The organism is Streptomyces laculatispora (assembly GCF_017353455.1).
Classification (GTDB): domain Bacteria; phylum Actinomycetota; class Actinomycetes; order Streptomycetales; family Streptomycetaceae; genus Streptomyces; species Streptomyces laculatispora.
Genome location: NZ_JAFMPZ010000143.1, coordinates 1 through 4,645, shown reverse-complemented (window position 1 = coordinate 4,645; position 4,645 = coordinate 1). Strand labels below are relative to the sequence as shown.

The window sequence follows — 4,645 nt, the reverse complement described above, 5'->3', positions numbered from 1 at the left end:
GGCCTCGGCGCCGAGGCCGCGGGCGGCGCCGGTGATGACGACGGTCCGGTCAGTGAGGCTGTTCTTGTCGGTCATGACATGTCCTTCATGTGGTGCGGGTGGTTCACGCGCCGTGCGGCGCGGGGGCGTGCAGGAACGCGGTGGTGGTGCCGACGAGATCGGCGAGGAAGAGTTTCTGGCCGGTCAGCGGCTCCGCGCCGTCGAGTCCCTGGCGGGCGCGGTCGGCAAGCGCCGCGCCGATCAGGGTGAGTGCCAGATCGAGGCGCTCCAGGCGTACGGGCTCCGGCAGCGCGTCCAGCCGGTCCCCGATCCGGCCGATCAGCCGGCCGTAGGCGGTGCCGTCCAGGGCGGGGTGGAGGCGGCCGGTCCGCAGACCGGTCTCATGGCTCAGCCCCGACGAGATCCGCAGACAGCGCCGGCCCCGGTCGTCGGCGAGCAGGCTCGCCTCCGCCGTCACCAGCGCGGTGAGGAGTTCCCGTACGCCGCAGTCCGCGCAGAGCGCTTCGAGCAGCGGCGCCACCACCCGTTCGGTACGGGCCTGGCGGCCGGCCATCACGGCGTCGAGCAGCCCGGCGCGGGATCCGAAGTGGTACTGGACCGCCGACGGATTGCTCTGGCCCGCCAGCCGGACGACGTCCCGCAGCTGGGCGCCGTCCGTACCCTGCGCGGCGAAGATCTCCTCGGCCGCGCGGATCAGCTTGTCCCTGGTGTCGTGTCCAGACGTTCTCGCCATGGGGCCCACTGTAATGCTGGCCATTATTAATTGCCAGGGCGGAGCGTTGGGCCGCCTGTGAGAGGGGGGACATGCGGCGGTACGGGGTGCCTGCCGCCGCGGGCGGACCTGCTTCAGCGCGGCTGAAGGGTCTTGGTGCGGCGCCCGCCCACCGGCCCCTCCGGCATCGCCGGATGCAGCCCCAGCAGCACGATCCCGACCACGATCGCGGCGAGCCCGACCGCCTGCCAGGCCAGCGCCCCCGTGTCGGTGCGCACCTCGTCGCCGAGGAACCCGATCCCGCAGGCGATCCCGGCCAGCGGCTGGGCCGCGGTCAGCGCGGGCAGAGACATCCGCAGCGGGCCGCTCTCGAACGCGCTCTGCACCAGGAGCAGCCCCGTCACCCCCAGCACCAGCACCCCGTACGGCTGCCAGCTCGTCACCAGCGCCGCCCAGCCGTCGTCCCCGATCCGCTGGCCGCTGACCCGGGTCAGGGCGTCCTGGAGCCCGTACAGCAGTCCGGCCGCCACCGCGAGGAGCGCCGGGGCCGCCGCCGACCGGGAGCGCGCGGCGAACATGGTGAGCGCCAGGGCGAGGCCCGTCACCACACCGATCACCAGCCAGTGCCGCAGCGGACTCGACACCGCTGTACCGCCCTTGGGCTCGCCCGCCAGCAGGAACGTCGCGACCCCGCACGCCAGCAGCCAGAGCCCGGCCCAGCCCTGCCGGCCAAGGCGCTGGCCGGTGCGGTGCCGGGACAGGGTCATCGCGAAGAGCAGATTGGTGGCGAGGAGCGGCTCGACGACGGAGACCTCGCCCTTGCCCAGGGCCAGTGCGCCCAGCACCATGCCGCAGACCATCAGACCGATACCGGCCAGCCAGCTCCGTACCCGCATCAGGTCCAGCAGCAGCCGGGGCGACAGATAGTCGCTCCTCGGGGCGTGCCTGGCGGCGGCCTGCTGCAGCACGAAGCCGAATCCCAGACAGCAGGCCGCGCTCACGGCGAGCACGAGAACCAGCACCGACACGCTTCTCTACCCCAAGTCAGGCCGGAAGAGAGTGATTTGTTTCGACGATAGCGCCTGGACGCCACCGGTGCGGCCGGAGTGCCGCCGACCGGGCGGTTGACGCCGGGGCGGTCGGTACCGAAGATCTGACGCACCGGTAACTTCGCGAGGAACCTCACGGGTGATGTGCGGTCCTTCCGCCGGACCGGGTCCGGATCGCCCCGACAAGGATGGAACCCATGGCGTACGACGCTGATGTGATCGTGATCGGGGCGGGCCTCGCGGGGCTGGTCGCCACGGCTGAGCTGGTCGACGCGGGCCGCTCGGTGATCCTGCTCGACCAGGAGCCCGAACAGTCGCTCGGAGGCCAGGCGCACTGGTCCTTCGGCGGTCTCTTCCTGGTCGACTCACCCGAACAGCGCCGGATGCGGATCAAGGACAGCCATGAGCTGGCCCTCCAGGACTGGCTCGGCACGGCGGGCTTCGACCGTAAGGAGGACCACTGGCCGGCGAAGTGGGCCGAGGCGTACGTCGACTTCGCCGCCGGTGAGAAGCGCTCCTGGCTGCACGCGCAGGGACTGCGGCTCTTCCCCGTCGTCGGCTGGGCGGAGCGCGGCGGGTACGACGCGAACGGCCACGGCAACTCCGTCCCCCGCTTCCACATCACCTGGGGCACCGGCCCGGGTATCGTCGCCCCGTTCGAGCGCCGGGTGCGCGAGGGCGTCGCCAAGGGCCTCGTCACCTTCCGCTTCCGCCACCGGGTCACCGGTCTCGGCCGCACCGGGGGCACCGTCGACACCGTGAGCGGCGAGATCCTGGAGCCGAGCGGCGCGGCCCGCGGGACCGCGAGCAGCCGGGAGACGGCGGGCGGCTTCGAGCTGAGGGCCCAGGCGGTGATCGTCACCTCCGGCGGCATCGGCGGCAACCACGACCTCGTGCGCGAGCAGTGGCCAAAGCGGCTCGGCACCCCGCCCGCCAAGATGCTCTCCGGCGTCCCCGCCCATGTGGACGGGCTGATGCTCGGTATCGCCGAGGAGGCGGGCGCCCACCACATCAACCGCGACCGGATGTGGCACTACACCGAGGGCATCGAGAACTGGAACCCGATCTGGGCCAAGCACGGCATCCGCATCCTGCCCGGCCCGTCCTCGCTCTGGCTGGACGCCCGCGGCAAGCGGCTGCCCGTCCCGCTCTTCCCCGGCTTCGACACGCTCGGCACCCTCGAACACATCATGCGCAGCGGCCACGGCTACACCTGGTTCGTGCTGGACCAGAAGATCATCGGCAAGGAGTTCGCGCTCTCCGGCTCCGAGCAGAACCCCGATCTGACCGGCAAGTCCGTCCGCGGTGTGATCGGCCGGGCGCGCGCGGACGTACCGGGTCCGGTGAAGGCGTTCATGGACAACGGGGCGGACTTCGTCGTCGAGAACGACCTCGGCGCGCTGGTCCGCGGCATGAACGCGATCACGGGTGACTCGCTCATCGACGAGGCCGAACTGCGCCGCGAGATCACCGCCCGCGACCGCGAGATCGCCAACCCCTTCACCAAGGACCTCCAGATCACCGCGATCCGGGGCGCCCGCGCCTACCTGGGCGACAAACTGATCCGTACGGCCGCACCGCACCGCATCCTCGACCCCAAGGCCGGACCGCTGATCGCCGTACGGCTGAATATCCTGACCCGCAAGTCGCTCGGCGGGCTGGAGACGGACCTGTCCTCCCGGGTCCTCACCGCGGACGGCACCCCGCTGGCCGGGGTGTACGCGGCCGGCGAGGCGGCCGGTTTCGGCGGCGGCGGGGTGCACGGCTACCGCTCGCTGGAGGGCACGTTCCTCGGCGGCTGCATCTTCTCCGGCCGGGCTGCGGGCCGGGCCGCCGCGGAGGCGGTCGGCTGAGGAGTCGTCGCGGAACCCGGTCAGCGCATCCGCGCGTCCGTCCGGTGGGGTTCGGCGCGCGGAGCCGTGCACAGGCGCCGGATGCGGGCATGGGAAGGGGATGCCAGGAGTAGCCGAGCCCGTGATCAAACTCGTCCGGCGCACCACCGAACCGGTGGGGGCCCAGACCCTGCGTTCCACCGGAGCGGCGGTCATCGCCTACGTCGTGGCGACGTCGACGCTGTCCCAGCCCGCGCCCCTGACCGCTCCGCTCACCGCGTTGCTCGTCGTCCAGGTCACCCTCTACGCCACCCTGACCACGGGGATCCGGCGCGTGAACTCCGTGATCGTCGGTGTGCTCATCGCGAGCGGATTCAGCTCTCTGGTCGGGCTCTCCTGGTGGAGTCTCGGACTGACGATCTTCACCTCACTGATCATCGGCCGGCTCGTCCGGGTGAACGAGTTCGTCCCCGAGGTGGCGATCAGCGCCATGCTGGTGCTCGGCGTGGCGCAGGTCGCCGACACCGCGTGGGAGCGCGTGTTCGAGACGCTGATCGGTGCGGGAGTGGGGCTGCTGTTCAACCTGCTGTTCGCCCCGCCCGTGTGGGTGCAGTCGGCGGGCACGTCGATCGACGGCCTGGCCCGCGAGATGGGGCAGATGTTCCGCGACCTGGGCGGCGACCTGGGCGGCCGGGTCACCATCGGGCAGGCGGCCGAGCGGCTGCACCGGGCCCGCCGCATCGACCACGACATCGTGGCCGTGGACGCCTCGCTGCGGCAGGCCGAGGAGAGCCTCATGCTCAACCCGCGGGTCCGTCAGGGGCTGCTCTACCGCGTGGTGCTGCGCACTGGTCTGGACACGCTGGAGATCTGCGCCGTGGTGCTGAGGGTGCTGGCCAGAACGCTGACCGACCTGGCCAAGGAACGGGTCGACGAACCCCTCTTCCCCGCCGATGTGGCCCCCGGGCTCACAGAACTGTTCGGGCAGATGGCGGACGCCGTCGAGAGCTTCTCGGTGCTGATCACCACCCCGGTCGCCGCCGGAGCGGAAG

4 protein-coding genes are annotated in these 4,645 nt (G+C 71.7%); 2 read left to right on the top strand and 2 right to left on the bottom strand.

The features are described 5' to 3' along the window. Positions 1–103: 103 nt before the first annotated feature. Entirely contained in the window at positions 104–733 is a 630-nt protein-coding gene (locus tag J1C73_RS08545) for a TetR/AcrR family transcriptional regulator (RefSeq protein ID WP_207315810.1), read from the bottom strand. A gap of 113 nt (positions 734–846) precedes the next feature. Beyond that, the gene (locus J1C73_RS08540; protein WP_207315809.1) at positions 847–1,740 is read right to left on the bottom strand and encodes a DMT family transporter; all 894 of its coding nucleotides are present in this window, start codon (positions 1,738–1,740) and stop codon (positions 847–849) included. Between the two features lie 218 nt (positions 1,741–1,958). On the opposite strand from J1C73_RS08540, the gene J1C73_RS08535 reads away from it, so the two are divergent. Next, positions 1,959–3,614, top strand: a complete 1,656-nt coding sequence (locus J1C73_RS08535; protein WP_123468785.1) for an FAD-binding dehydrogenase — start codon at positions 1,959–1,961, stop codon at positions 3,612–3,614. Between the two features lie 100 nt (positions 3,615–3,714). Beyond that, positions 3,715–4,645, top strand: a 931-nt coding sequence (locus J1C73_RS08530) for an FUSC family protein (RefSeq protein ID WP_207315808.1), incomplete at its 3' end; no start/stop codon positions are given.

Coding starts and splice junctions, on each gene's coding strand:
- J1C73_RS08535 (WP_123468785.1), top strand. CDS start 1,959: ATGGCGTACGACGCTGATGTGATCGTGATCGGGGCGGGCCTCGCGGGG.
- J1C73_RS08545 (WP_207315810.1), bottom strand. CDS start 733: ATGGCGAGAACGTCTGGACACGACACCAGGGACAAGCTGATCCGCGCG.